A 25674-nucleotide genomic window follows, 5' to 3' on the forward strand; every position below is an offset into this window, starting at 1 on the left:
GCTGACGTGATGGAGTGTGCGGGACATCGCGAGCGAGGAGCGGGGCGCGGCTTTTTGGCTGCGTCGGCCTTGTTGTGCGCCGCGTTCACGCTTTCGGCCTGCGGCAATATCGGCCGGTTCGAGACGGCGGCGCCCGCTTCGGCCATCTCGCCGGTCAAGCCGAACCGCACCGTGGCGCAGACGCCCGCCAGCGAGCGCGAGCATGAGCGCATCCTGTCCTCCTATGGCGGCGCCTATGACGATCCGAAGCTGGAAGCGCTGATCGGCAAAACCGTCGACCGCCTGGTCGCGGCGTCCGATCGCCCGGACCAGGCCTACAAGGTGACGATCCTCAATTCGGGCGCGGTGAACGCGTTCGCGCTGCCGACCGGCCAGCTCTATGTGACGCGCGGCCTGATCGCGCTCGCCAGCGACACCTCGGAATTGTCCTCGGTACTGTCTCATGAGATGGCGCATGTGCTGGCAAAACACGCCTCGATCCGCGAGGACCAGGCCCGGCAGGCGGCGGTGGTGACACGCGTCGTCACCGACATGGGCAACGATCCGGATCTTACCGCGCTGGCGCTGGCGAAAACAAAACTGACGATGGCGAGCTTCTCGCGCGCGCAGGAGTTCGAGGCCGACGGCATCGGCGTCGGCCTTTCGGCGAAGGCGCATTTCGACCCCTACGGCGCGGCGCGCTTCCTGTCCTCGATGGAACGCAATGCGGCGCTGAAGGCCGGCAAGACCTCGCTCGATCCGCGCGCGCAGGACTTTTTGTCGTCGCATCCGGCGACGCCCGAGCGGGTGCAGAACGCGCAGGCCAGCGCGCGGCAATATACTTCGCCCGAGGGCGGCGAGCGCGACCGCGAAACCTATCTGGCCGCGATCGACAACATCGTCTATGGCGAGGACCCCAGCGAAGGTTTCGTGCGCGGGCGTCGTTTCCTGCATCCGAAACTCGGCTTCACCTTCCAGGCGCCCGACACCTTCACGCTGGACAACACCGCGCAGGCCGTGATCGGCGTGCGCGAGGGCGGCACGCAGGCGATGCGCTTCGACGTGGTGCGGGTGCCGGCCGAGCAGTCGCTCGGCGAATACCTCAACTCCGGCTGGATGGAAGGCGTCGAGAAGGCCTCGACCGAAGACATCACCATCAACGGCTTCCCCGCGGCATCGGCGACCGCGCATGGCGACAACTGGCAGTTCAAGGTCTACGCGCTGCGCTTCGGCAGCGACGTCTACCGCTTCATCTTCGCCGCCAGGCAGAAGTCCACCGAGAGCGAGCGCAACGCGCGCGAAACCGTCAACTCGTTCCGCCGCCTGACGCTCGAGGAAATCCAGGCCGCCCGGCCGTTGCGCATAAAAGTCATCACCGTTCAGCCCGGCGACACCGTGGAATCCCTCGCCCACCGCATGGCCGGCGTCGATCGCCCCGCCGAACGGTTCCGGGTTCTCAACGGCCTGGACCAGCACGCGCAGGTGAAGACACGCGATCGCGTCAAGATCGTGGTGGATTGATTTTCACCTGTCGTCGCTTCTGGCCGTCATTGCGAGCGAAGCGAAGCAATCCATCTTGCGGCGCAAAGGAAGAATGGATTGCTTCGTCGCTGTGCTCCCTTGCACAAACGCTTCGCGTTTGTTGCAGGCAATGACGAGGAGGGAGACCGATGCCCAACATGAGACATTCTGCGAGGGCTCGGTTCGCGCACTTAGCCGGTTGCGCCGACTAGGATGCCATTCGGGCCAGATGATAGACCGACATGGCTTTGCTGACGCCCTTGAGCTCCGCCTCGCTCTTTACCACCGGGTATGGCGCAATGATTTCCGCTACAGCGGGCGCGCCGTAAACTTCTTCGGTGATGCAAATCTCGTCGCCATCGGCAAGGTTTTGCACCCGCGCCGCGATATTCACCGTCTGGCCAAAATAATCGAGCCTCTCGTTGAGCGTAACCGCGATCGAGGCGCCCCGATGTACGCCGATTTTCAGGATGAAGTCACGCTGCTGGCGGTCCCGATTGAGATGATCCACGGTCTCGCGCATATCGAGCGCCGCCTGCACCGCATCGGCCGGAGTCAAAAACGCCGCCATCACGGCGTCACCGATCGTCTTGGTAACGGCGCCATTGTGCCGGACGGTGGCGTCGAGAAGGTGCTGGAAGTGTCGCTGCACCTGAATGTATGCGTTGAGGTCGCCGATCCGCTCGTAGAGCGCGGTCGAGCCCTTGAGATCGGTGAATACAAGGGTAACGTCAAGAACCGCAATGCCCTCCGTCGTGCTGATCACTTCCGAGCGGAAGAAGTCGCGAAAGGTTTGCGTCATCAGCAGCCGCTTGCCGGATAAGGATGGCGCGAAGTTGAGCTTCGGGCGCTGAAACGTCGCCGACGGAAGCTGCAGGATACCGAATACCGCCGGCAGCTTGCCTGCGTTTCGAACTTCGAACACCACCTTGCCGGGTGCGATGTTGGCTGCCGCGGCCACGCATTTGCCGGAGTCGACCATGACCGGCACAGGGGAAGGCGTTACACCCGCCCCGCTTGCGACGGGGATAAAAAATTGGGCGTCGCTTTCGAAATCCTGGCCCAGAAGCGCGCCTTCGGTGGCATCAACCTCAAGATTGGCCGCAAAACCCGGCTCTATGCGGGTAAGCGCCCGCACCAGCCCTTTCGCCGTCTCGCTCCACGGCACGCCGTCGGGCATGATGCCGCCCGGCGTCATTTTATGATGGAAGAGGAAGTCCCAGGCCGAAAGCGTATCCGGCCTATGGAAGCGGATGCTGCGCACGGCGGGCGAAACCGTAAACGTCACCGTGATGTAATCGTCGAGCGCGGCGTCGTAATCGCTTTGACAGAGGTGGCAATGGAAATGCGTGTGCAGTTTGCGCAGGCTTCGGAAGCTCTCGACAACGTCGGAGCACATCGGACAAACCAGCATCCAGTCCATATCGAATAGCCCGGCGACGCAGGCATGGAGGAAAAGATCGATCGCTTCGGCTTCGGCAATCGATTTCTCTGTGGCGAACTTGACCGGATTGACGCGGTAGAGTGCCTCGTCCGTGCCCGAGCGCAGCAGCATCTCCAGCCGCGAGACCACGCGCGGACTCCAGGACTTGGCCGCTTCGAGCGCGACCAGGCACTGTTCGAGCTTTTTTTCGTCGATCATCGCATCCACCGCGATAAAACCTCGATCATCCTCGGCGCTCCCTCGAACCTGACTACACAATTCATGGCAGATGGCCCGATCCAAGTGAATAGTAGCTTGAGCCCGCTGTCACGACCGCCGTCTGTTTCAACGACAGAAGGAGCACGGGGGCCGGGAATGTGCAATTGCACATCTGAGATCGCGCTCGCTATGCTCGCTTGTCCGGGACGACGAGTGAGAGATATCTCCGCGTCATTGCGAGCGCAGCGACTTGTCCGCCGTAGCTCACGGAGCGAAGGCGGAAGCAATCCATCTTTGCCACAGCAAGGAAGAGTGGATTGCTTCGTCGCTTTGCTCCCTTGCACAAACGCCTTGCGTTTGTTGCAGGCAATGACGGCGACAGTTGCCCGCGACTCTACGCCAACTGGCTGCCCGACAGCGGCGAGGAGCTTCGGGATTTTCCACCTTATTGCCAGCGCGTTGCATTCGGTCCGGATACGCCCGAGGCGCAGATGGTCACGGATAGCCGGGACGACGTGTTGATAGAGACGGCCCGCCAAACAAAAAGCCCGGTCTTTCGACCGGGCTTTTCGATTAATCAGTGGGATTCTTTCAGGCGGCTTCGTCCGCCACGGCTGCGTCGTCGCCGTCGGCTTCGACATCGGCCTCGTCGGCTTCGCCGGTCGCATCCGTTGCATCGGTCTTGGCGCCGCGGCGCGGGCTCTTGGCGAGCTGGCTTTCGATTTCCTTGACCGCTTCGGTCTCGGTCGAATGCTGCACGACAGCGATTTCGCGCGACAGGCGATCGAGCGCGGCTTCATAGAGCTGGCGTTCGCTGTAGGACTGCTCGGGCTGCGATTCCGAACGGTAGAGATCGCGGACCACTTCGGCGATCGCGACGATGTCGCCGGAATTGATCTTGGCTTCGTATTCCTGCGCGCGGCGCGACCACATCGTGCGCTTGACGCGGGCGCGGCCCTTGAGGGTTTCCAGCGCCTTCTTGACCAGCGCCGGTTCGGACAGCTTGCGCATGCCGACATTGGCGACCTTGGCGGTCGGCACGCGGAGCGTCATCTTGTCCTTCATGAAATTGATCACGAACAGCTCAAGCCGGGCGCCTGCGATTTCCTGCTCCTCGATCGCCAGGATCTGGCCGACGCCGTGAGCGGGATAGACCACGAATTCATTGGCCTTGAAGCCCTGACGCTGGGTCACGACCTTCTTCGGCTCTTCGATCTTGGGGGCGGCAACCACCGGCTTCACGGCAGCCTTCGGCGCAACCACGACGGCGGCCTTCGGGGCCACAGGCTTGGGAGCTACATGCTTCGGGGCAGCGGCAACAGTCTTGGCAGTGAAAGTCTTGGGAGCGACCTTCGAAGCAGTGGTCTTCGAAGCCGTCGCTTTCGCGGCAGTTTTGGCAGTCTTATCTGGCATTGCGCTTCTTTTATTTTTCGAGGACTTTGTGGCCGCGACCTTCCTGGCTTCCTTTACAGGCGCCTTGGCACGGCCTTTGGGTGCGCTGCGGCTGGCCGCAGCGGCTTTTTTAGTGGTCTTAGAAGCACTCTTTTTACGCGTTTTCTGTGACACAGCCTGCGCGCGGAACTGCCACGCCCCTGTTCGATGTTTTTGCGGGAACCCACCGACGGTCACATGGTACGCATGACCGGGATTGGCTTGTATTGTGCCCAATATAGCACATTTTCCGCAAAAATCAATGATTTACGCCCGATTCCGGACCTTTACGGGGCCTTTCCGTCATAAGTCCGACAACAGGGTTAAATCAGCAGGCTCTTTTTGGTTCAGATCGGGTCTGGATCAGGTCCGAATCGGACCTAAGTGGCTTTTGGCTCGGCGCAGGATCCGCGAATCAGTCGCCGGCGCCGGGTTCCTTGGAAAAATATTTCTCGAACTTGCCTTCCACGCCCTCGAATTCCTTCGCGTCCGGGGGCTGGTCCTTCTTCTGGGTGATGTTGGGCCAGCTCTTGGCGTATTCGGTGTTGACCTCGAGCCACTTCTCCAGCCCCGGCTCGGTGTCCGGCTTGATGGCGTCGGCGGGACATTCGGGTTCGCAGACGCCGCAGTCGATGCATTCGTCAGGATGGATGACCAGCATGTTCTCGCCCTCGTAGAAGCAGTCGACGGGGCAGACTTCAACGCAGTCGGTATATTTGCATTTGATGCAGGCTTCAGTGACGACGTAAGTCATCCAGGGCTCCGAAGGGGATCAGTTTTCCGGGGTTTGCGTAGCGCATGAAGTGCGCTGCCGCAAGGGAAGCAAAGTGCTCAAACCGGGCGTTTTCGCCCGTCTCGCCGGCCTGTTGCAGATAGTCACTGCTTGGCGTTCTGCAAATCCTCGTAGAGCACGCGCGCGGCTGACGCATCGCCACGGCGCTCGCTGAAGCCGGTCACCTTGAGGACGCGCACGCTGTTGTCGAGCGCGATGGTGAGGACGTCGCCGGGCTTGATGCCGTGTCCCGGCGCTTTCTCGCGCACGCCGTTGATGCGGACGTGACCGGCCTCGACCAGCGCAGCAGCCGAGGTGCGCGCCTTCACCACCCGCGCGTGCCACAGCCACTTATCGAGACGCTGTCGCTCCAAATAAACTCTCGCGAACTATTCTGGACGCGTTTTCCGGGCGCGAACCGGTGCCCACTTCGCTTGAAAACGCTTTCGTTAATCCTTGCGGCCAGCGAGTTGCTCTTTCAGCGCCGCCAGTTTGGCGAACGGTGAATTCGGATCGGCCGGACGGTCGCGGTCACGCGGGGCTGCCGTGGTCGCCCACTGACGGTGCGACGGGCCACCCTTGTCGCGGCTACCCTTGTCGCGTCCGCCGAAATCGCGGCCCTTGTCGCGCGGGCCGCGGTCGCCGCCGCCCTTGTTGCGGTCGCCGCCACTTTTGTTGCGATCGCCGCCGCCGCCGAACTTGCGGTCGGGACGATCACCACCGCCCTTTTCCTTGTCGCGGTCACGGCCCCGGTTTTCGAAGCGCGGACGCTCGGGACGCGCATCAGTTGTTGCCGGTGCGCCATCGGCAGGTGTGCCCTGGGCGGGCGTCGCGGCAACCGCGCCATCGGCTGGCGCGCCTTCGCGCGGTTTTCGGAACTCGTTGTTGCGACGGCCGCGCCGGTGGCGCTGCTCGCCGCGCGGTGCACCCTCGGCGCCCTCGCCGGCGGGGCTAGCTGCCTGCGCGTCACCTTGCGGCCGGCCGTGATGGCGCTGGCGGTTGCGGTCGTGATGCGGACGGCGCTCGTCGGAACGGCCGCCGGGCCGCCAGACTTCGATCAGCACCGGCTCGGCCGGCGCATCGGGTGCTGTTGCTTCGGTGCCACCAGCAGCGGCTTCGACAGGCGCAGTTTCGCTGGCGGCGGCTTCTGGTGCGGCCTCCGCGGACCCTTCCGCGACAGTGGTTTCCGGAGGTGTCGCCTCGACAGATGCTGCCTCGACGGGCGCGGGCTCCGGCGCCGTTTCGGCGACGGGCTCGGGCATAACTTCGACGACAGTCTCCGGTGTGGCTTCGACCGCGGCGGGGGCTTCCTCGCCTGCGACCGGGGTCAGCGCGGCCGACGGCGCGGGATCGCCGGACACCGGCTGATCGACCTGATCGACAACATCCGCCATCGTGATTTCGGCCGGCCACCCGGATTCATCCACCACGGTCTCTGGTGCGGCTTCCGAAGTTGCTGCCGAAGTTGCTTCCGAAATTTCTTGCACCACCGGCTTCGGCGGCAGCGGCGCGCGGCGGTCCATGCGATAGCCGAGCGCGCGCAGGATCGAGGCGAAATCTTCACCGGCCGATCCCGTCAGCGAGGTCATCGCCTGCGTCACCACAAAGCTGCGGCCGTCGAATGCACCAGCCGGCTTTTCGCCGGGCGAACTCTCGCGCCACGCCAGAGCGGGACGAATGAGATCGGCGAGACGTTCCAGGATATCGACGCGCACCGCGCGCTCGCCGCACTGGCGATAGCCGAGCAGGCGGTAGGCGTCGCGCGGCAGCGCCTTGTCGATCGCGAAAGACGTACGGCCCGAACTCGCCAGATGCTGCGCACCGGACAAAGCCGACATATCGACATTGTCCTGCTTCTCGGCCCACAGCAATGAGGCCAGCGCGCGCGCGGCGGGTTTGAGCAACGCCGGGAAATAGATGTGATAGGCGCCGAAGCGGACGCCATATTTGCGCAGGGTCGCGCGCGACGCCTGGTCGAGATCCTTCATCTCGGCGGAAATCTTGGTGCGCTCGAGCACGCCGAGCGCTTCGACCAACTGGAACGCGATGCCGCGGCCGATGCCGGTGATGTCCTCGGCCTTCGACAGCCCGAACAGCGGGCCGAGCAGCTTTTCGATATGCGTCTTCAGGTACAGATCGAGCCGGGCCTGTACCGCCTCGCGCGGCGCGCCGTTCAGCCGATCGTCGGCGATGATGCGCAGCCGCGGATGCAGCGCGTCGTCGGCGGCGACGAGTTTCGCCACCGCATCGCCGGTCCAGCGGATGGTGCCGTCGGAGGTCAGCACGAACTGATCGTCGGGGGCTGCGGCGAGCTTTTCGGCGCGCGCGTCGATCTCGCCGGCCAGCACCTGTTGCGCCGCCGCCTGCAGCGCCTTGGCATCTGAGCCTGCCTCTGCTGCATCCGGCGCAAAGGTGAATCCGTCGAGGCGGCCGATCGCATGGCCTTCCACGATCACTTCGCCGGTCTTGCCAATTTCCGTATTCAAAACACTGTTCTCCCGCAGGCGGCGCATCAATACACTGGTACGGCGGTCAACGAAACGCTCCGTTAGCCGTTCATGCAGCGCATCGGACAATTTATTTTCGACCTCGCGCGTAATCCCTTGCCAGTGATCGGGGTCGGAAAGCCAGTCCGGCCGGTTGGCGACGAAGGTCCAGGTGCGGATTTGCGCGATCCGGCCCGACAGCGTGTCGATATCGCCATTGGCGTTATCGGCCTGGTCGACCTGGGCGCGGAACCATTCATCGGGAATCCGGCCCTTTTTCATCAGAAAACCGTACAGCGTGGTCACGAGTTCGGCATGGGCGGCCGGCGCCAGCCGCCGGTAATCCGGGATCTGGCAGGCGTCCCACAGCCGTTCCACGGCTTTGGCCCCATGGGCCATGTCGCGGACATCGCCGTCGCGGGCGGCGTGGTCGAGCACGCGCAAATCCTCGGCAATCGGCGCGCGGGTCAGAACCTCGTGGCTCGGCGACACCGCCAGGGAGACCTGCAGCGAGCCCAGGGAAGCAAAATCCAGCTTGGAATTGCGCCATTGCAGCATTTTGACGCTGTCGAAGGTGTGGTTCTGCAGCGCATTGACCAGCTCCGGCTCGAACGGCGCGCAGCGGCCGGTGGTGCCAAAGGTGCCGTTGCGGGTGGCGCGGCCGGCGCGGCCGGCGATCTGCGCGAATTCGGACGGTGTCAGCCGGCGGAACTGGTAACCGTCGTATTTGCGATCGGACGCAAAGGCGACGTGATCGACGTCGAGGTTGAGCCCCATTCCAACGGCATCGGTCGCAACAAGGTAATCGACGTCGCCGTTCTGGAACATCGCGACCTGCGCATTCCGTGTGCGCGGCGACAGCGAGCCCAGCACCACGGCGGCCCCGCCATGCTGCCGCCGGATCAGTTCCGCGATCGCATAGACCTCGTCGGCCGAGAACGCGACGATCGCGGTGCGGCGCGGCTGCCGCGTGATCTTGCGGTCGCCGGCGAATTCGAGCTGCGACAGCCGCGGCCTTGTGACGATGGAGGCGCCCGGCAGCAGCCGCTCGATGATGGGACGCATGGTCGCAGCGCCCAACAGCAGCGTCTCGTCGCGGCCGCGGCGGTGCAGGATGCGATCGGTGAAAACATGCCCGCGTTCGAGATCGGCCGCGATCTGGATTTCGTCGACGGCGAGAAACGACACGTCGATGTCGCGCGGCATCGCCTCGACGGTGGAGACCCAGTAGCGCGGATTTTTCGGCTTGATCTTCTCTTCGCCGGTGATCAGCGCGACGCTCTCGGCACCCGCGCGATCCACGATCTTGTTGTAGACCTCGCGCGCGAGCAGCCGCAGCGGCAGGCCGATCACGCCGGAGGAATGCGCCAGCATCCGCTCGATCGCCAGATGCGTCTTGCCGGTATTGGTCGGCCCAAGCACCGCGGTGACGCCTGCGCCGGGAGCGCGCTCGTGGGCGAACGGGGAATGAGAGAAAGTCATATTTTACGGGTGTTTCTTGCTGCTCAGTTCGTCATTGCGAGGAGCGAAGCGACGAAGCAATCCAGTCTTTCTTCGTGTGGCAAGATGGATTGCTTCGCTTCGCTCGCAATGACGGAAAAACCTCTGTGCCTCGGCGTCATTTCAGCCGATTCTGTTTCATTCTGCGACGGTGATGCGGTCGCGCTTAAGCTCTGGAACGAGTCTGGAACGAATCGCGTCCGAATCGCAGACTCCTACGTAAACCGGCTTCGTTCTCCGCAACATCTCGCGTGGCTGCGATCGGGAGGGCACTAGATCAAGTTTGAGGGGCCTCCACAAGAACAGGTTTTTCGGCGGAAACGTTAAGAACAAAGCGGCGTCGGAGTCGAATCAGAAGCGGTGAAGAGTCAAGGCGGATTCCAGTGGGTTCGTCATTCCGGGGCGCGAAGCGAACCTCAGGGGTGCAATTGCACCCCCGGGGAATCTCGAGATTCCGGGTTCGATGCTTCGCATCGCCCCGGAATGACTCGCTCTTATTGCTCCGTCATGCCCGGGCTTGTCCCGGGCATCCACGTCTTTCTTCGCTGCTGAACCAAAGACGTGGATGGCCGGGTCAAGCCCGGCCATGACGAGAAACTATTACCCTACTGCGTCCGCGCCACCTTCGGCGGCGCCGCGGTGGTCACGAACGTGGTCGCTTCCAGCATCGCGGGGCCGAGCGGCGTCGGGATCACCATGCGGAACGGCACCAGGATGCGGGTGCCGGCGACGGGAACGAAGACGACTTCCATGTTGCGCTGGGTGGCGAGCCACTTGATCACCGGGCGATCGGGGATATAGCCCGCCACCGGCGTGAAATAGATCGCGCAGACCACGGCGGGGCCGTGATAGCCGTTCTCGGCCTTCACGGTTTCCATCCGCTTGTAATCGAGCTTGAGGTCGTAGCGCAGGCGGCCGTCGAACACGCCGGTGCCGGTGCGGCAGGCGTCGGGCGTCAGCACTTCGCCGGTGCCGGGCACGCGGATCATCGAGCCGGTCATGGGATCGAGCACGTTTTTGCGCTGCGCGTCGGTGACGACGATGCGGTCGGGATCGACCGGCGGCACCGGATCGATCGAAAAGTCCTTCACCCCGCCATTGGCGAGGTTGAGCCGGATGGTCTCGGACTTCTTTTGGGTGGTGGTGGTGGCGACATAGGCGGACGAGACCAGCGCGCCGTTGACGACCCGGCCCTGGCTGGCGCCGGAACCGGAGCCGCCGGAAAACGCCTTCAGCAGCCCGGCGCTGCCGCCTTGCGCGGAAGCCGAAAACACGTCGTCGCCGATTTCGATGGTCCAGGTGCCCTTGCCGACCGCGATGCCGGACAGCGTGGCCTCATAACGGGCATCCACCCGCCCCTGCGCGGACGCGCTCCCGGGCGCGGCCACGAGCCAAACCCCGGCGCAAAGGCCGAAAAACAGCCCCAGACGGGGCGCAATGGCGGTGGATCGGGTCACGAAAGCGGGATTCCAAATTTGGCTGCAAGGCGGTTGGCTGAACTGCAAGGTCATCTAAGCAAAAATATCCGGCAAACAACGCGAATTTCGCGAAAAGCCGGCCGCTTCGGGCCAGCGGGGGATATGTCCCCATGATGCGGCGGGGAATGCGCCGTTTATATGGTACGGAAAACAGGGCGTTTTCGTCGCCAGGCGCCGCGCGCCGCGCCCCAAAATGCGTCCAAATCAGCCGCCGGAACCGCTGATCGGCCGCCTGTTCCGCGCTTTTCTTGGACGTCCAAACCTTGACGGTTCGGGCCTCTCGCCCTATACGTCCGCGGTTCCTGCAAATGGACGCGATTTTGGACCCCTGCGCGGCGCATGATGCGCTGCCCGAAGGCGGGGATGGAAGAGGATTTTGCGATGTCCCGTAAGTGCGAATTGACCGCCAAGGGCCCCCAGGTGGGCCACAAGGTGAGCCACTCGAACATCAAGACCAAGCGCCGGTTCCTGCCGAACCTGGTCAACGTCACCCTCATCTCGGACGCGCTCGGCCGCAACGTGCGCCTGCGGGTTTCGACCAACGCGCTGAAGAGCGTCGACCACAATGGCGGCCTCGATGCCTTCCTGCAGAAGGCCCGTGCCGCCAACCTCTCGCCCCGTGCGCTCGACCTGAAGCGCGCGATCGAGAAGAAGGTCGGCAAGCCGGTGTTCGTGAAGAAAGAGATCAAGGACGTTAAGAAGGCGAGCTAAGGCTTAGCTGCACCGCGAGAGCGGATTAGAGTTTTGAAGCGGCTGGGTCGAAAGACCCGGCCGTTTTTGTTTGGAGGGCCCTACGACTTAAGGCTCGTGCATTCAGCCTTGCTCACGTCCTGCGGTTGAGCTTGTATGCCACCGGGTCTGGGGAGGCTCCTAACATGCGTAATCTGGGAATCGTGGTGCTTTGCGCCGCGCTGGGCGGCTGCGTCTCGACCAACGAAACCATTTCGTTTCGAACAACCAATCCACAGCAACAGGCGATGATGCGGGACGGACAGCCCGCGCTTGTCTCACGCCAGAAAAATTCGCTCGTGCTGGTCCGCCCGGCTTCGCGTCAATTGCAAGCGAACGGACGACCGGTGTTTGTCGTCGGCATCAACAACATCGGAAAGCAACCGACGGACTTTGTGGTCTCGCAGGTGGAAGCCACCCAGCACGTCGGCGCTTCCGATTACGGGATGCAGGTCGTCACCTTTGAAATGTTGCAACAGGAAGAAAAGAATCGGCAGATCGCACGCGCAGTGCTGGCAGGCGTTTCCGTCGCCGCGAACTCCTACAGCGCTTCACGCGCCGGCTACGGCAGTTACACGACACCAAGCGGCCGCAGCGGCACTTTCTACAGCCCGACCGCGGCAGCGATCGCGCAGAACAACGCGGCGTATCAAAACGACGCCGTAATCGCGTCAACCGTCGAGACCGGACAACGCAACATGGCGATGCTTGAGCAATCGGTCATCAAGGACAACATGCTGATGCCAGGAGAATGGTACGGCGGTCAGTTGCACATCGCGCCACCGACCGAGCAGGACGGCGCGAAGAAGAGCTACACGATCATCATTACGGTCGGACAGGATCGCCATGTGGTGGACATCGCGCAGGGGCCGGCGGGGACATAAGTAATGTGGGGCGACTAAAGCTAGCGGCGGTGGAAAAAAGCCGGACCCGGCTGCATACATTTGATGGCTTGGAGCGGTCGAATGCGTTGCTTGCCTACCTATCAATTGCAAAAGCAGCGTAATCGGCCTCCAGGTCGATCACCATCGGTATTTAGCAGTTGCATTGCCTAGTCGACATTTTGACTTCAAAGAATTGCATCAGTCGAATAAACCAGCCACCTGGAAGACAAATGATAGATCTGCACGAAAGGCTATCGGAGTTTTCTTATGGCTACGGCATAACTCGAGACGTTGAGGCGCTATTATCTAGCGTTGGAGTTCGCACCGTACCTTTTATGCCGAGCCTACTTCAGGAAAAGCAGGTCGCCTTCGACGTCGGCTTTGGCGGTCGAGGTGTGCCATTGATCCTTCAATTTAAGCTTGGGCACTCGTTGAGACGGTTTGTCCGCAGCGACAAGACCCTTCCCGCACCCTCATTGCAAAGACCATTTTTCAGGTTTTCAATACACACTGCTGAGCCTGACGGGCAATTCGAAACACTTCTAAAAGCGGAACTAGACGGTGCCGAAGCTTACTATGTCGCACCACGATTTACAGATTGGCCCCACTACGTCCAATTCTTCGAGAGCGGCCAAGTGTTGGAGCGCTCAGTGTTGATTACGCCGAGCGAAATTCGTGCTTCGCTCGTAGCAAAAGGTCTACCAGACGGAACCCACCGTATCGTCTACGATCCAGATCGAGTCCATGTCTGTTCAGAGCCTACTGAGATGAGAGATGTGCGACCCGAACTCATGGCAGCAAATATCCTTACTCGAATCAGAACGGACGGCCCCAGCCTTGGGCACGCGGTACACAATGTGTTTGCCGGCATGGAGGACCGGGCTGCGATCCGGCGCGCCTCAAAAGAGGTATTCGAAGACGACGAGAATGTTAATTTAGATTCTGTTGCTGCCACATTCGGCGAACGTGCACCGCAATCGTTCACTCGGACCGAACGGAACCGTCGCTTGATTCAACTCAAAGAACGCGCGCGCAGCGAAGAAGACGCGATTGCGGCTGCGCTGGGATTTGAATTTTGGAGTCTTGGTATTCAAATGATCCTCGCAGTTCAAGATGAACCCGGATGAAGCAGCGCCCTTGGATTTTCGCTAGTTGCCACCATTGCGATTATCCTTGGTCACTCCAAACAAAAACGACTGCAGTTGATGCTTAAGGCTTACATTGACGACAGCCACATGCGTCAGGCTCCTTTTTATGTTCTGGGAGGTTGGGTGGCGCCTGTTAAGACATGGCTCGCATTCTCCGACGCGTGGCGGGATGTATTACGAATGTCACCGCGCATCGAATATTTTAAATATGACGAAGCGATGGGACTTAGTGGTGAATTCTACGGAGTTTCGGAAGCCGCGCGCGATGAGAAATTGCGACTACTCATCAATCTAATTGAAGAGTACGCGCTTGTCGGTGTGGCGTCGGCCATACCGCACAATATCTTTTATCCCATGTTTGGTACCTACCCTCACAAGTGGGTGAGAAACCCGTACTATCTTTCGTTTTATGGAATCGCCGCGCGCCTCATAACTTATTTGTCTGAAAGTGAAATAACAGAGAAGGTAGAGTTCATATTTGACTTCCAACCGGGAGCCGATCAAATGCGCGAGGCGCAAGAGGGGTGGGAAAATTTTAGAGAGATGGCTCCGCCAGAAATGCTCGACTATATCCAAATACATCCACCGTCATTTTTAGACGACAGGGATGTTGTCGCGTTGCAAGCCGCTGACCTGCACGCAGGATGGACTAGGGAAACATTGATGCTGCTGGATCAGGGGAGAAAGGTGCAGCCACCTTGGCACCCAGCGGGTGAAAAGATCACAAGCGTGTCCGTGTCATGGGCACTCGAAAATCTATCAACTATCTTCCACTCAATGTTTGGTTTTAGACCAGTGATGATTAGTTACACATTCGAATACGGCATGCCGACCCACTGGCCTTCCTTTGCACTATTTTGGCAGTTGCCTTCTCAGGTTTAGCTTCGCCATTATCAACACCCAGCGCTCGAGTTACCCTCACGTTCTCCCTCGCCACTCGGTCCCACATTCGTTAAACTTAAGGATGTCTTTCTATCGGGGGGCCCCCATGAAAAACATCATCATCCTCTGCGACGGCACCGGCAATGAGATCTCCGAGAACATTTCCAATGTTCTCAAGTTCTATCGCTGCCTGCGCAAGACCGACAAAACCTCGCCGCGGCAGATGGTGTTTTACGATCCCGGCGTCGGCACGCTGGCGCGGCCGGATCCGTGGCACAAGCTGGCGCAGGATTTTTCCGCCATCCTCGGCCTCGCCACCGGCTATGGCCTCGACGACAAGGTGCTGCAGTCCTACCTGTTCCTGGTCCGCAATTACGAGCCCGGCGACCAGATCTACCTGTTCGGCTTTTCGCGCGGCGCCTACACCGTGCGGGTGCTGGCGGGGCTGATCCATAAAGTGGGATTGATCTCGCCGGAGCAGGCCAATCTGGCCGGCTCGGGCCTCACCGCCTACAAGCAGTTTTCCTCGGACGGGCAACACGGACTCGGCTTCGAGCTGAAGGCGCTCACCGATGCCGGCGATTCCGAAGGTCCGATCCCGGAAAACAAGGACGACCAGGCGGCGCAGTTCGCGCGCATCACCTCGACGCGGTGGCCGCTCATTCGATTCGTCGGGGTCTGGGACACCGTTGCCAGCGTGATCGTGCCGCGGCCGGATCGGCTGTATTGGCCGAGCTTCGAGGAGCTCGCCTACACCCTGCAAAATCCGAGCGTCGAGACGTTCCGGCAGGCGATCTCGATCGACGAGCGGCGCGCGATGTTTCGCCTGAAGAAATGGGACGAGCCGCAGACCTTCACGCACAATCGATTCAATGACATCAATGCCAAGCCGCAGGACATCAAGCAGGTCTGGTTCGCCGGCGTGCATTCCGATGTCGGCGGCGGCTATCCGGAAAAGCAATCGGGGCTGTCGAAATATCCGCTGCTGTGGATGATGGAGCAGGCGGTCGAGGCCGGGCTCAGGGTCAACAACGCCACCGTCAACCAGCTCGCCTGGGGCGTGCAGCGCAAGAGCAGCCCGTTCTCCTATGTCGCGCCGAGCTGTGAGGCTGACCTGCACCAGTCGCTGCACGGCGCGTGGTGGATTCTCGAATTCTTCCCCAAGAACGCCAAATACAAGGAATGGCCACAGCGGCAAACCTTCCTCGGCCGCTACATCCCCGACGCCGAACCGCGCCCGATCGCGGAAGGCGCGTTCATCCATGAATCCGTAACGAAACGGATGGACGCGATCCGGGATTATCGGCCGGTGAATTTGCCGACGCGGTTCGAGACCGTGCCGATGCCGGTGCCGCCGCTGCATGCCAGCGCCGATGACGAGGCGGAGGCGGAGGCGTAACGTCGCCCGGCTTGACCGGGCGACCCAGTATTCCAGAAAAGTCAGCGATCAAATCGAGAGGCCGCGGCGTACTGGATCGCCCGCCTCCGCGGGCGACGACAGCGAAAAGGTTACGCTGCCCTCTTCCCTTCTCCCCTTGTGGGAGAAGGTGGCGCGCAGCGCCGGATGAGGGGTCTCTATCCGCGGAGACAGACCCCTCACCCGCCTCAATCGCGCGGCGCGCGATTGATCCACCCTCTCCCACAAGGGGAGAGGGGAAAGGGAAGAAGCCGCCGCTATCCCAACTCGTCATGGCCGGGCTTGTCCCGGCCATCCACGACTTACTTGCGGACATCAAACAAGAACGTGGATGCCCGGGACATCTAGCGCGAAGACGCGCTTCGCGCTTTTGCCCGGGCATGACGGAGAGCGAAGAGGCTGCGGCGTGCCGAATCGCGCGGACGATGACGGTTTGGGTCACGGCCTGAGATTACGCCCTAGGACTCCGCGGAACACGATGGCCGCACAGTCCTAGTGAACGTGACACAGCCTCACACAAAAGCGCCGTTTCTGTTGCCCTCCGGGCACCATGGCCGGAATAGCGCCGCCGCGATGGAACCCGACATGGCTTGCCGCAACAACCTGTGGTTCCCTTGCGGCGTTACCTCGTCTCCTGCCTGGACTTCTCCTACCTGGAATTGGAATGCCGATGAAAATGCAAAGCGCGCCGTACCGACACGGCGCATCGCCGACGACCCGCCACCCAGGCCGGCGCCGGCTGCTTCTCACCGGCGCTTCGCTCGTGGTGTTGAGCGGCTCTGCCTTGGCCGCGGATCTTCCGATCGCGAAAGCGCCGCCGCCGGCGATCGCCGCTTCGCTGTCTTCTTGGGCCGGATTCTATCTCGGCGTCCACGGCGGCTATGGCTGGAAGCAGGACGAGTTCTCGCAGTCCGAGGCGTTCCTCCTGACGAGACCGCAGTCGATCAACGGCATCCGGTCGCAGGGTGCGGTCTATGGCGGCCAGGCCGGCTACAACTGGCAATTCGGCCGCGCCGTCACCGGCCTCGAGATCGATTTCAGCGCCACCGGCATCAAGGGCAGCAACGGCATCACCGAGACCAACCCGTTTGGCGGCGGCACGTTCACCACCGCCATCGCCTTGGGCGAACGCGTCCAATATCTCGGCACCGCGCGCGCGCGGCTCGGCTGGTTGCCGACCGACAATGTTCTGCTCTACGGCACCGCCGGCCTCGCCTGGGAGCGGCTCGACCTCACGCAAAGCTCCTCCCAGATCGTTACGCCGGGGACCACGCAGATCTTCAGCGTGCGGACGCCCACCGACAAGTTCGGCTGGGTCGCGGGCGTCGGCGCCGAAGTGATGCTCGGCAGCCCGAACTGGATCGGCCGCCTCGAATATCTGCATTACGATCTCGGCCAGGTGCAGACGGCAAACCTGACGATCCAGGCCGGCGGCTTCCGCGATGTCTCCACCGCCGGCTCGCAGACCATCGATGTCGTTCGCGCCGGCGTTTCCTACAAGTTCGGCGAGACCACGAGATTTGCCAGCGTACCGTATGCCAAGGCGCCCGCAATGGCCGCGTCGCTCTCTTCTTGGGCCGGCTTCTATGCCGGCGCCCATGGCGGCTATGGCTGGGGCGAGAATCCCTTTTTCGTGCCAAACGCGCTCACGATGATCAACGGCGGCGACATCGGCGGGACCAAGCCGGCGGGCTGGGTGGCCGGCGGCCACTTCGGTCACAACTGGCAGTATGATCGGTTCGTCACCGGCCTCGAAGCCGACCTCAGCGCCGCCGATCTCAAGGGCGCCTCGAACACCGTCACCAGCACCGGGGGTGGCGGCAGCATCAGTCTCGGTTTCGACGACAAGGTGAAATATCTCGGCACCGTGCGCGGCCGCCTCGGCTACACGGTCACGCCGAACTTCCTGCTCTATGGCACCGCCGGCCTGGCATGGGAACGTTTCGAGCGCGCCCAGGTCACCACGACGACCGCGCCGGCCGGCTCCACCATCACGCGAAGCATGTCGCCGAGCGACCGGTTCGGCTGGGTCGCCGGCGTCGGCGGCGAAGTCATGCTCGGCAGCCCGAACTGGATCGCGCGCCTCGAATACCTGCATTACGACTTCGGGCGCATCAACGTAGACGGCAGCGTCTTCTCCAATCAGCCGGGCGCCACCAGCGCCGCTATCACGGCGGGACACCAGACCATCGACCTGGTGCGCGCCGGCATCTCCTACAAGTTCGGTCCGGACACCGCCCCGTTCGCGGCGGCTTCCCCCCTCTACGCCAAGGCGCCGCGCATGCCGGCGCCGCTGCAAAGCTGGGCCGGCTTCTACATCGGCGCCCACGCCGGCTATGGCTGGAAGCAGAACGATTTCTCGACCGTCTTCTTCCTCAACACGTTCGACGGCGGCATCCATTCCAAGGGCTGGCTCGGCGGCGGCCAGGCCGGTTACAACTGGCAATACGGCAATGTCGTTGCCGGCCTCGAACTCGACGGCACCGCAACCGGCATCAAGGGCAGTTCAATTCCGGTGACGGCCTCCACCGAAACCGAAACGCTGTCGGACAACATGAAGTATCTCGGCACCGCGCGCGGCCGCCTCGGCTACACGGTCACGCCGAACTGGCTGCTCTACGGCACCGGCGGTCTGGCCTGGGAGCACGGCTTGCGGAAGATCTCCGACATCTCGGTATTCCCGGGCGTCGGCGTCCAGACCGGCATCAGCGACACGCCGCGCGATCTGTTCGGCTGGGTTGCCGGCGTCGGTGTCGAAACCTTCATCGGCAGTTCGAACTGGATCGCGCGGCTCGAATATCTGCACTACGATTTCGGCGGCGTCGAAGCCACCAACACCGTGGTATCGACACTCGCGGGCGTGGCCTCCACCGCCGACAAGCCCGGCCGTCAGACCATCGACACCGTCCGCGCCGGCGTCTCCTACAAGTTCACGCCGTAGCGCGGTATCCAGTTGTCATCGCCCGGCTTGACCGGGCGATCCAGTATTCCAGAGACGTCAGCGATCAAATCGAGGGGCCGCGGCGTACTGGATCGCCCGCCTCCGCGGGCGATGACAACGAGATATGGGGCGACGGGCCATTTTTTCCTCTGCTCCCCCACCCTAATTTCTCCAGCGATTTCATCGCGATTCCACCCGTCCAGCCCTTCGGATAAAAATATTCCGGTTGGCACGTCGGGCAAATCAGACTTAGGACTCCCGCCAACCTGTTCCGCCAGAGGGGCGTCGGCCGTCGTCGCAAACGAGGGACAGGGGGCGGTGGACGCGGCAGCACGCGAGACGAACGGGCTGCCGCGTACGGTGAAATCGTTTGGGTCCGACGCCCCGATGCAGGCGTCAAGTTCGAAGGCGGCCAACGCTGCCCGAGAGCGATGGTGTCACAAAAAGCAGGGTCACCAGGACGATTACGTATAAGCCGTAAAGCCATTGCGCAGGGAAGGCCGGGTGTTCTCCGCTGAACCTGTATGCTCGTGGGCAGCATATCTCTTTGCAACACGCCTGCGAGACCGCGGGTGCAGCGCGCACCCGGTCTTCCCTGCGCCCTCTGATTCTCATGGGCGAGGTTTTCTTGCAAAACTCCGGGCAAATCATGCCGCGAGAATAATTTCTGCTGTCGTCCCTGCGAACGCAGGGACCCATACCGCGTGATCTATCGGTGAGACGCAGTGACTGAGACCGTTCGCACATCTACTGCCGCGGCGTATGGGTCCCGGCGCAAGGCCGGGACGACGACACGCTACTTCTGCTCAGCGACTGGTGCGGGCGCGGCTGGCGCCGCATCCGGAGCCGGTGTCGGCGCCACCGGCTGCGTCTTCTTCATCCCCAAACGCGACATCTCGCCGGAGAGGCGCTTGATGACGTCGGCGGGAATGGTGGCGCGGCCCTCCTGGGCGGCGGCGCGGGCGGCGACGCCCGGCAGCGCCTTCGCTGTGTCGACCACGGGAGCCGCTGTCGGCGCCGCGCTCGCGGTTGGCGACGGAGTTGAATTCGGCGCGGGCTTGGCCACGACCGGCGGCGGCTGCATCACGCGGGTGACGACCTTCTCGCGCACCAGTTCGTCCTTGTCGGGAAACCACATGCCGCTCGGCGTCGCGGTGTTGGCGCGTTCGGCGAACTGCCTGCTGAGGCCAAAGCTCTGCAGCCGCGTCATCTCGGTCGCAATCGCGACGCGGCGCGACGCCGCGGTCATGCCGCGAAACGCCGGCTGGTGGAAGCCGATGCGCGCGGCCGGCCACACCACGCGCTCCTTGCCGCCGAGGAACACGATGGTGCAGGCCGACATGCAATCCTTCTCGACAAACGTGATGAGTCCCCTGGCGCGGATCAAATTCGACATCCGCTGCGCCTCGAGGATGCGGCCGCCCATCGAATTGAGCTTGACGGTGCGCACATTGCCCATCGCCTGCAGGAAGCCGTTGAGTTCATTCGCCACACCAAAGGTGATGCCGCCGGAAAATTCCAGCATCTGGCCGTTCGCCAGCACCTTGAACTGGTGCGCGCCGACGCGGGCGTCGCCGTCGATGATTTCATAAATACCCGCGAGCTGCGCGGTGCCGACGAACAGGCAGTTGTAGGCGAGGTTGATGACGCCGAGCACGGTGACGGTCTTGGCGAGACCGCCCCAGAAATGCTTGCCGCTGGCCTTGTAGCGGGTCGCCGAACGCCAGACGCCGACCGCCTGCCACATCGTGAACAGAGCGACGATCACCCAGCTGCCGACCAGCGTCACCAGCCACACCATGGGCTGGGCTTCGCCGCGGCTGTTGACGCCGTAACCGATCGACGCGATCGCGGCGCCGACGATGAGGCCGAAGACGAGGCCGTTGACCCAGTACGACTTCGGCAACGACAGCTCGCCGCGCCAGTGCCGCGCGAAATAGTTGTTCGAGGGCGGCGGAGGCAGCGGCGGCGGCAATACCAGCGGCGTGGCGGGGACGGTGATCGTCTCGCCGTCGCAATGGAATTCGGTGGGGTCCACAGGATCAGACAAGGCAAACCCGGCTTCGTGTGGCAAAGATCGATCGCGAAAAATCGAATGCCGGCCGCGCGGCACCCGGCGCGGGACCGATGCTGCCCGGTTTCGGTTGCCATCACAAGCCGCCACAACCCCAGATCCGGGCTATGGTTGCAGCGATATTACGGCCTCAGTGGAAATTCCCCAAGGCGATTCCCAAGGCAATTTATGGGCAATTCATGTGGCCATCGCTGTCACAATTGAATTCTTGCTTACCTCTCCCGCTTGCGGGGGAGGTCGACGCGTGCGAAGCGCGCGGCGGGTGGGGGAAGCTCTCGCCACACGGGCAGTGTGACTCGCGGAGGCACCCCCACCCCGCCCTAAGAGCGAGCTTCGCTCGTCTCGACCCCCGCAAGCGGGAGAGGGAGACGAAGGAGTCACGCCTGCTTCGACAACTGCCCGGCCTCGATCGCCGCTATTTGTGCGGCGATATAGCGGCTGTAGATGCGCGCCTGCGAGAACGCGCCGCCGACGAACCACAGCCCCGGCTGTGGCGTGCGGGTCCACATGTTGCGAAGCTCCTGGCTGGCGTCGTCAAAGCCCCAGACCCGGCCGACGCGTTGCGCGACGCTCTCGCCGAACAGTCGTTGCAACAGATGATCGGGGCCCTTGTAGCCGGTGGCGAGGACGATGAGTTCGCATGTGAGGCGCGTGCCGTCCTTGAAGGCGATGCCATCGGGCTCATAGCCCGCGATATCGGAAGCCTGCACCAGTTTGATCCTGCCGTCGGCGATCAGTTCAGAAGCGCCGACGTTGAAATAATAGCCGCCGCCGCGGGTGCGGAATTTCAGCGGCCAGCCGGTGCCACCCTCGCCGAATTCGAGACGAAAACCTGCCCGCTCCAGCCGCGACAGCAGCGGCGCGTCGAGCCGCTTCACCTCGTCGGTGACGAGCTTGTGCGCGACCTTCATCACCGGCAGCGGCACGCCGGAATTGAGGATGTCACGGACCGCGATCGGCGGGCCGTCGCCGAGATAGGTCTTGTCGTAGAGCTGCGCCGGCTCGACATTGACCACCATGGTCGGGCTTCGCTGCACCATCGTGACATCAGCGCCCGCGGCCTGCAGCTCCTGACAGATGTCATGCGCGCTGGTGCCGGTGCCGAACACGGCGACCGGGCGGCCGGACCATTCTTTGCCCGCGGCGAAGCGGCTGGAATGCAGCACGGGCCCTTTGAAGTTCTCGATGCCGCCGATCGTGGGAATGTTCGGCGTGCCGCTGACGCTGGTCGCGAGCACGATATGCTTCGGTCGCAGCGTGCGCGGCGCGCCGTCGCGGGTCAGCCGCGCGGTCCAGCGCTGCGATGCCGCGTCATACTCGGCGCCGTCGAAATGGGTGCGGGTCCAGAAGTCGACTTCCAGGATGTCGACATAGCTCTCCAGCCAGTTGGCGATCTTGTCCTTCGGGATGTAGTCCGGAAAGGTCGACGGGAACGGCAGATGGCGCAGGTGATTGACCGGCGTCTTGTTGTGCAGCTTCAGCCCGCGATAACGCAGCCGCCAGTTGTCGCCGATGCGCTCTTCGCGGTCGATCACCAGCGCGGACAGGCCGATCCTATTCAGTTCGACCGCGGCCGAGATGCCGGCATGGCCGCCGCCGACGATCAGTACGTCAGGATCAGAGGTCTCGTAGGCCGCGGAGAGCTGCCGCTGTTCGAGCCAGTCGGGAGCGGCGAAATCGCGGGTGTGGAACTCTGTGGCGGCGCGCGCACGGGCAGCGCAGAGGGCGTCGAAATCGAGCGAGGTGGAAAAGGTCCAGGCTTTGAAAGTCGGAGCCTTCGCGGTGCCGTCCGGTTGCCGCACGAGCCGGACCGCGCCATAGCCGGGACCGTTGGCCGTCTCGAACGTGAAGACCGCCTCGATGACATCGCGGCCGGCGACCACGGCGTGGCGTGGCGCCAGCGCGGCCGGATCGATCCGGAAATTCTTGGCGTGAACCTCGGTCGCCCGGGCGAGCAGTTCCCTGACCACCACAGCGTTGCCGCTGAACGTCGCAAAGTACCAGGAGATGCCGAACAGGTTACGCCAGTGGCTGTCGGCCTCGAAAAGTCCCGAAAGCTGAGCCGCCTGGCCGCCCGCGAGGGCCGCGTTCAGCGCCTCGGCCCAGCGCTGCGTAGTTTCACGGGCGGCGTGCTCGCCCGTTGGGCCCGGTCTGTCCAGCATGGCGGTATCTCGCTGATTTCTCGTTGTTATCCCCCATCAGACCGCAGCTTCCGCCGCCGCACAACACCCCTGATGCCGCTGCAAGCCGGCATGCACCGGGCGCGGGGCGGCTAACGAATTTTACCGAACATTCAGCCTTTCCCCATACCGTTGACCGTCAGCCAGAACCGGCTCCCGAAACGCTCAGGACGAGCGATGTTAGAACAATCCATCGCCGACGAAGTCGAGGCCGCGATCGCGGCCGGCTCGGCGGAAAAGCATCTCGAAACCATCAGGCGCGTCACGGACCTGTTTCTGTTGTCCGCCGACGGCTACAGCGGCGAACAGATCGAACTGTTTGGCGACGTCCTCGAACGCCTGGTCAAAACCATCGAGATCCGGGCACTTGCCGACGTCAGCTCCCGCATTGCGCTCGCGGAAATGAGTTCGCAGCTCGCCTCGGTCAAGCAGGCGCCACCCGCCGTCGTTCGCCGGCTGGCGCGGCACGACGAGATCACCATCGCCGGCCCGGTGCTGACGGAATCCGCGCGGCTGACGGCCGAGGATCTGGTCGAGCTGGCGCAAACCAAGGGCGAGCAGCATCTGCTCGCGATCTCCGGCCGCTGGTGGCTGACGGAAGTCGTCACCGACGCGCTATTGGCGCGCCACTATCCCTCCGTCAGCCGGCGCGTCGTCAACAATCCCGGCGCGCGGGTTTCGGCGGAAGGATTTGCCATCGTGCTGCAGCAGGCCGAAAACGATCCCGAGCTCGCCGTCCAGACCGGCATCCGGATCGACCTGCCTTCCGAACTGCGGCAGAAATTGTTGCACAATGCCACCGAGGCCGTGCGATCGCGGCTCTTGTCGCGCGCGCCGCCACATCTGTTCGAGGAAATCCGCCGCGCGATCACCGCGGCCTCCGAAGGCGCCGGCCGCGAAATGGCCAAGCCGCGCGACTTTGCCGGCGCGCAGCGCTATGTGGCTTCGCTCGACAAAAGTGGCCATCTCAATGAGCCCGCGCTGTTGAGCTTCGCGAAACAGCGAAAATACGAGGAGACCGTCGCCGCCCTCGCACTGCTGTCGCGGTCGGACCTCGAGGTCATCAGGCCGCTGATGCAGAGCCTGCGCGACGACGGCGTGCTGATTCCATGCCGGGTCGCCGGACTCGGCTGGGAAACCGTCGCCGCCGTGCTCAACAGCCGCTTTGCGTCCGGCTCGATGGGTCCGCATGAACTCGCGATGGCCAAGGACGCGTATGCCAAACTGACGCTGGAGAACGCGCAGCGCATGCTGAGATTCTGGCAGGTGCGCGCGACGGATGCGCCGGTGAAGATGAATTGACAGCTCCGTCATTGCGAGGAGCAAAGCGACGAAGCAATCCAGACCTTGTTCGTAGTACTGGATTGCTTCGCGGAGCCTGTCATCGGGCGGGCATTCGCCCGACCCGTTGGCTCGCAATGACGAGGATCACGCCGCGCGGGTCATATCCGCGTTGAGGTGTTTCAGCCGCGGCATCACTTCCTGCTTCAAGAGCCGCAGCGAATTGTGCCAGGCTTCCGGTCTGTGCTTGTAGTCGAAGCCGAACACCAGCAGCGTGCCGAAGCCACCGACCTCGTGATAGATCTTCTCGATCTTGTCGGTCACGGTCGCCGGCGAACCGACGATCCAGTTATGGCGCGCACAATATTCGACGGTGACGTCGCTATCCGGCACGTCGGGTACGTGCTTGAGATAGTCCTTGAAGCCGAAATGGCCGAGCAAGGGCAGGAAATACTCGCTCATCATCCGGCCCATCATGTCGCCGACCGAAAGCTTCCAGGCCTCTTCATCGGTATCGGCGATGAACACCTCGCGCACCAGCCGCCAGTCGCTCCGCTTCGGCTTGCGGCCGGTTTTGGCGGCACCGATCTCGACCGATTCCCAGTGGCTGCCGACATAGGCCGGGTTGAGGTTGAGGCTCATCGGGATGTAGCCGCGCTCGCCCGCCAGCTTCAGCGTGTCTGATCCCTTGCTCAAGCCGGCGACGCCGATCGGCGGATGCGGCGGCTGCAGCGGCTTGATGTGCGGTTTGAGGAAATCGAACATCGTGTCCGGCTTGTTCACCGTCCAGAATTTTCCGGTGTAGTTCCACGGGCCATCCTCGGTCCACATCTTCAGGATGATTTCCAGCGCCTCGCGGGTCATGTCGCGGTTCTGGCCGGACATGCCGTCGACGTTGAACATCGCCCAGTCGCTCGGCAGACCCGACGCGGCAACGCCGAAATTCAGCCGGCCACCGGAGAGGTGATCGAGCATCGCCACGCGATTGGCGAGTTCCGCCGGGTGATGATAGGGCAGCAAAAAACCGCCGGGGCCGAGACGGATGTTCTTGGTCTGCAAAAATGCCTGAGCGAGCAGGAGATCGGGCGACGGATGCGGTTCCCAGGGTGCGGTGTGGTGCTCGCCGATCCAGGCTTCCTGATAGCCGAGTTCATCCAGCCATCGCAGCGTCTGCAGGTCCCAGTCGTGACCCTCTTTCAATCCGCACTCCGGCGGATGGGACGGCATCGTGAAATATCCGATCTCCATTGGGGGTTCCTCTCGCTGTTATATTTTCGAAGCGCGTCTGTCGCGCGCAAGCGAGAGCATAGCATCCTCGGCGTGTGGCCG

General features: G+C 62.8%; 17 protein-coding genes. 8 read left to right on the forward strand and 9 right to left on the reverse strand.

What is annotated here, in order from left to right; translation table 11 throughout:
* The first annotated feature begins 9 nt into the window (after positions 1-9).
* On the forward strand, positions 10-1500 hold the full coding sequence (locus BLS26_RS15330) for a M48 family metalloprotease (RefSeq protein WP_157676703.1): 1491 nt from the start codon (positions 10-12) through the stop codon (positions 1498-1500).
* 208 nt (positions 1501-1708) lie between these two features.
* On the opposite strand, the gene BLS26_RS15335 is transcribed toward BLS26_RS15330, so the two are convergent.
* The 6 genes from BLS26_RS15335 to BLS26_RS15360 form a co-directional block, all read right to left on the reverse strand.
* Positions 1709-3142, reverse strand: a complete 1434-nt coding sequence (locus BLS26_RS15335; protein ID WP_092518087.1) for an adenylate/guanylate cyclase domain-containing protein — start codon at positions 3140-3142, stop codon at positions 1709-1711.
* 591 nt (positions 3143-3733) lie between these two features.
* Positions 3734-4555: a CarD family transcriptional regulator gene (locus tag BLS26_RS15340; protein WP_244541948.1), complete on the reverse strand. Its 822-nt coding sequence runs from the start codon at positions 4553-4555 to the stop codon at positions 3734-3736.
* Positions 4556-4988: 433 nt separating this feature from the next.
* Positions 4989-5327, reverse strand: coding sequence for a ferredoxin FdxA (fdxA, locus tag BLS26_RS15345; protein WP_092512424.1), 339 nt, complete (start codon positions 5325-5327; stop codon positions 4989-4991).
* 122 nt (positions 5328-5449) lie between these two features.
* Positions 5450-5719, reverse strand: a complete 270-nt coding sequence (locus BLS26_RS15350) for an RNA-binding S4 domain-containing protein (protein ID WP_092512426.1) — start codon at positions 5717-5719, stop codon at positions 5450-5452.
* A 75-nt stretch (positions 5720-5794) separates the two neighbouring features.
* Complete coding sequence (locus tag BLS26_RS15355) at positions 5795-9313, reverse strand: helicase-related protein (protein WP_092512428.1); 3519 nt, start codon at positions 9311-9313, stop codon at positions 5795-5797.
* A gap of 623 nt (positions 9314-9936) precedes the next feature.
* A complete protein-coding gene (locus BLS26_RS15360; RefSeq protein WP_371360966.1) occupies positions 9937-10719 on the reverse strand; it encodes a DUF3108 domain-containing protein in 783 nt (260 codons plus the stop codon).
* A gap of 471 nt (positions 10720-11190) precedes the next feature.
* On the opposite strand from BLS26_RS15360, the gene rpmB reads away from it, so the two are divergent.
* The 6 genes from rpmB to BLS26_RS15385 all read left to right on the forward strand — a co-directional run bounded on the left by rpmB (position 11191) and on the right by BLS26_RS15385 (position 18810).
* A complete protein-coding gene (rpmB, locus tag BLS26_RS15365) occupies positions 11191-11520 on the forward strand; it encodes a 50S ribosomal protein L28 (RefSeq protein ID WP_092518088.1) in 330 nt (109 codons plus the stop codon).
* 164 nt (positions 11521-11684) lie between these two features.
* Entirely contained in the window at positions 11685-12422 is a 738-nt protein-coding gene (locus BLS26_RS15370; RefSeq protein WP_157676460.1) for a hypothetical protein, read from the forward strand.
* A 230-nt stretch (positions 12423-12652) separates the two neighbouring features.
* Positions 12653-13549 (forward strand): hypothetical protein, encoded by an 897-nt coding sequence (locus BLS26_RS35745; RefSeq protein WP_157676461.1) that lies wholly within the window; start codon positions 12653-12655, stop codon positions 13547-13549.
* Between the two features lie 78 nt (positions 13550-13627).
* Positions 13628-14452, forward strand: coding sequence for a DUF3800 domain-containing protein (locus BLS26_RS15375; RefSeq protein WP_092512434.1), 825 nt, complete (start codon positions 13628-13630; stop codon positions 14450-14452).
* A 106-nt stretch (positions 14453-14558) separates the two neighbouring features.
* Positions 14559-15851, forward strand: a complete 1293-nt coding sequence (locus BLS26_RS15380; protein ID WP_092512436.1) for a DUF2235 domain-containing protein — start codon at positions 14559-14561, stop codon at positions 15849-15851.
* A gap of 688 nt (positions 15852-16539) precedes the next feature.
* Positions 16540-18810: an outer membrane protein gene (locus tag BLS26_RS15385; protein ID WP_157676462.1), complete on the forward strand. Its 2271-nt coding sequence runs from the start codon at positions 16540-16542 to the stop codon at positions 18808-18810.
* A 796-nt stretch (positions 18811-19606) separates the two neighbouring features.
* Here the strand turns inward: BLS26_RS15385 and BLS26_RS15390 are convergent.
* Positions 19607-20860, reverse strand: coding sequence for a hypothetical protein (locus BLS26_RS15390; protein WP_157676463.1), 1254 nt, complete (start codon positions 20858-20860; stop codon positions 19607-19609).
* Positions 20861-21261: 401 nt separating this feature from the next.
* Positions 21262-23046: an NAD(P)/FAD-dependent oxidoreductase gene (locus tag BLS26_RS15395; RefSeq protein ID WP_092512442.1), complete on the reverse strand. Its 1785-nt coding sequence runs from the start codon at positions 23044-23046 to the stop codon at positions 21262-21264.
* A 195-nt stretch (positions 23047-23241) separates the two neighbouring features.
* On the opposite strand from BLS26_RS15395, the gene BLS26_RS15400 reads away from it, so the two are divergent.
* Positions 23242-24366, forward strand: a complete 1125-nt coding sequence (locus BLS26_RS15400) for a DUF2336 domain-containing protein (RefSeq protein ID WP_092512444.1) — start codon at positions 23242-23244, stop codon at positions 24364-24366.
* 126 nt (positions 24367-24492) lie between these two features.
* Here the strand turns inward: BLS26_RS15400 and BLS26_RS15405 are convergent, their stop codons facing one another.
* A complete protein-coding gene (locus BLS26_RS15405; RefSeq protein ID WP_092512446.1) occupies positions 24493-25593 on the reverse strand; it encodes an LLM class flavin-dependent oxidoreductase in 1101 nt (366 codons plus the stop codon).
* Positions 25594-25674: the final 81 nt, after the last annotated feature.

This window comes from Afipia sp. GAS231, assembly GCF_900103365.1.
Taxonomy (GTDB): domain Bacteria; phylum Pseudomonadota; class Alphaproteobacteria; order Rhizobiales; family Xanthobacteraceae; genus Bradyrhizobium.